Origin of the sequence: Roseiarcus sp., from assembly GCF_052145395.1 — a bacterium.
Lineage (GTDB): Bacteria > Pseudomonadota > Alphaproteobacteria > Rhizobiales > Beijerinckiaceae > Roseiarcus.
This window is the reverse complement of sequence record NZ_JBKQOT010000878.1, coordinates 1-2919: the sequence shown is the minus strand read 5'-3', so window position 1 is coordinate 2919 and position 2919 is coordinate 1. Positions and strand designations below refer to the sequence as shown.

Genomic DNA, 2919 nt, shown 5'->3' with positions numbered 1-2919 from the left:
GTGGCGGGAGGCGCACTACACCGCGAAGAGGCCCGCCGAGGTTCGCAAATCGAGCCTGAGCGGTCACGTGTCAACCCTTGCCATCGCCAGCAGCTTTGTGATGGTGTTCCAGTTGCGGGCTGTCGCGTGAACATGGATGTGCCGTTCCGCATTCTTGGCCAGTTTCGAGACGGCAAATCCATCCGGTGTATGCAGATAGAAGACCTTCTCTCTGAAAGCGAAGGCTTCCTTGCCCGATCGGAGTCGATTGAGAGATGCCAAGTCCGCACAGAGTGGCTCTTCAGAGAGTTGGAGATCGAGAGGGACGGCTCGAGCTCCTTGAGGAACGTGCCGAGCGTGGCGCTCATGATTCCGGCGCCGATCAGGACGACGTCGGTGGCGGCTTCGGTCATGGAGGCTCTCCCGTCGGCAGGTCAGGTCGCCGGCGCGGCGGCGGTGAAGGGGACTTTGACGCCGGGCGCCAGGATCACATAGGCGCGGCGCCAAGGCTGATCGTCCACCAGCCGCCAGCTATGGCCGGTGCCGGTCGTGTCCTCGGCGAGCAGGACGTCGCCGGGACGGAGGGTGAAGCGATCCCCGTCCCGGGTTATGAATTCGAGCGTGCCGCTGAGCGTCAGCACGAACTGGCGGACCGGCGCGTCGTGCCAGGCGAAAGAGCCGCCGGGCTCGGTTTCCCGAAACGAGATGCTGGTCGAGGCCGCCGCGTCGCTCAGAATATCTCCCCTCGCCCCTCCAGAGAGATCGATATGGCCCTCTTCGGAACGCGAGTTGCCGTCCTCGGCGGTCCAGATGCGAACGCAGCGGATCATGGAGCTCGTTCTCCTCATGCGATTGAAGCGAAACGGATGAACCGGCGCCTCAGGCGCCCGCGAGTCCCTTCCCGACCATGTTGAGGGGCACGATCGTCTTGTCGAACAGCTCCTCTGTCACTTTGCCGGAGGCGAGCGCCGCCTGTCTCAGGGTCGTTCCGTCGGCGATGGCCTTTTCCGCGATGTGGGCGGCGTTCTGATAGCCGATCACCGGCGACAGGGCGGTCACCAGCATGACGCTGCCCTCCACAAATTGCTGGATCCGCTCGCGGTTGAGCTCGGTGCCCTCGACCGAATATTCGCGGAACTTCTCGCTTCCATCGGCGAGGATGCGTACGGAATGCAGGAAGTTGTTGATCAGGACCGGGCGCATGGCGTTGAGCTCGAAATTGCCCTGCGAGCCCGCGAAGGCCACCGCCATATCGTTGCCTAGCACCTGGATCGCAATCATCACCATGGCTTCGCATTGGGTCGGATTGACCTTGCCCGGCATGATCGAGGAGCCGGGCTCGTTGTCCGGCAGCTTGAGCTCGCCGAAGCCGCAACGCGGGCCGGAGGCGAGCCAGCGCATGTCGTTGGCAATCTTCATCAGAGCGACCGCAACGCCGCGCAAGGCCGCGTGCGCCCGGACGATCGCATCCAGGGAGCCCTGGGCGGTGAACTTGTTGGGCGCGGTGACGAAAGGCTTTCCCGTGAGCTGGGCGATTTTGGCGGCGACATCCTTGGCGAACCCGGCCGGCGCGTTGAGGCCGGTGCCGACCGCGGTTCCGCCAACCGCGAGCTCATAGAGCCCGGCTCGGCTCGCTTCGACCTCGGCGAGCGCGGCGCGAATCTGCCCCGCCCAGCCCATCCATTCCTGGCCGACCGTCAGCGGAACGGCGTCCTCGAGATGCGTTCGGCCGATCTTGACCACGTCCATCCAGCCCTGGGCCTTGCGCTCGATGGTCTCGCTGAGCGCACGAACCTTCGGCAGGAGTTGCTCGTCCAGCGCGAAGACCGCCGCGACATGCATGGCGGTCGGAAAGGTGTCGTTGGACGACTGGCCCATGTTGACGTCGTCGTTCGGGCCGACCGGATGCTGGGTCCCCAAGACGCCGCCGAGAAGCTGGATGGCCCGGTTGGAAATCACCTCGTTGACGTTCATGTTGGACTGCGTGCCCGACCCGGTTTGCCACACATAAAGCGGGTAGTTGTCGTCCAGCTTTCCCGAGATGGTTTCGTCGGCCGCGCGAACGATGGCCTCCTTCTTCCACTCGGGCAGGCGGCCGGCCTCGTGGTTGACCAGGGCGCAGGCTTTCTTGACGTAGCCATAGGCGTGATAGACCGCCTTGGGCATGCGGTCGTCGCCAATCGAGAAATGTTGCAGCGAACGCTGGGTCTGGGCGCCCCAGTATCGGTCAGCCGGCACCGCGACCTTGCCCATGCTGTCGAATTCTTCACGCTCTCCGGCGGCGTCGATGCCGATGCGAACATTCGTTACGGTCGGAGCGGGATTCGCGTCCAAGACAATCTCCATGGGGGCGATGAACTCAGAACGTGCGCTTCAATCCTGGCCGGGTTGCAGGGGTATTGTCTTTCGTATTGCCCCGACCGAGTCGGGCCCGATGAATTCGTGCTCTCTTCGAACGCTTTTCAATATCCGATGGCGCATAACCGACGCCTGCAATGGGTCGAATTTTGCGCCTTTGCGTCTTGCCAACCGGCGCCAGACCAAAGCCCTGAACGATTGCTCGGTCGCGCCTGCCCGAACACTTCCCTATTCTGCTCGTTTGACGCTGCCTGAAGGCGGGACGCCGCCGCACCTTCACTTGCGAAATAGAGGCCGGCCGCCCCAAACACGGCGATAAAACGAAGAATGGTCGATTTGGCGCTCGAAAGCAACTCCGCGACCCGCCGCCCCAATAGATGAACCCTTGAATGACAAGGACCGACAGCATCGCGATCGCCGCGGCGCGCCAGTCGGCGCTGCCGGCGGCCCACGCCTCTGCCGCTGCGCCCGCACTCCGCGCCGTCAATGTCGCCATGCCTGCCCCCTCCCTTTGACGTCCCGGATTGAGCGGCCGGGCGCGAACGGCAGCCTAGTGGCTCACGTCATTGCTTTTGCTGGCAT

General features: G+C 63.8%; 3 protein-coding genes and 1 pseudogene. 1 reads left to right on the top strand and 3 read right to left on the bottom strand.

Translation table 11 applies throughout. The features are described from left to right. Positions 1-290: 290 nt before the first annotated feature. The 3 genes and pseudogenes from ACLP25_RS30460 to fumC form a co-directional block, all read right to left on the bottom strand. Positions 291-392: pseudogene (locus ACLP25_RS30460) on the bottom strand (malate:quinone oxidoreductase); the annotation flags it as partial. 21 nt (positions 393-413) lie between these two features. Beyond that, positions 414-809, bottom strand: a complete 396-nt coding sequence (locus ACLP25_RS30455) for a cupin domain-containing protein (protein WP_442472830.1) — start codon at positions 807-809, stop codon at positions 414-416. 49 nt (positions 810-858) lie between these two features. After that, entirely contained in the window at positions 859-2313 is a 1455-nt protein-coding gene (fumC, locus tag ACLP25_RS30450; protein WP_442472829.1) for a class II fumarate hydratase, read from the bottom strand. Positions 2314-2726: 413 nt separating this feature from the next. Here fumC and ACLP25_RS30445 point away from each other — a divergent pair, with 413 nt between their 5' ends. Continuing rightward, on the top strand, positions 2727-2852 hold the full coding sequence (locus tag ACLP25_RS30445) for a hypothetical protein (protein WP_442472828.1): 126 nt from the start codon (positions 2727-2729) through the stop codon (positions 2850-2852). Positions 2853-2919 lie beyond the last annotated feature (67 nt).

What these genes read in the sequence shown, in the direction of transcription:
- ACLP25_RS30455 (WP_442472830.1), bottom strand. Translation starts at nt 809, where the DNA reads ATGATCCGCTGCGTTCGCATCTGGACCGCCGAGGACGGCAACTCGCGT.
- ACLP25_RS30445 (WP_442472828.1), top strand. Translation starts at nt 2,727, where the DNA reads ATGACAAGGACCGACAGCATCGCGATCGCCGCGGCGCGCCAGTCGGCG.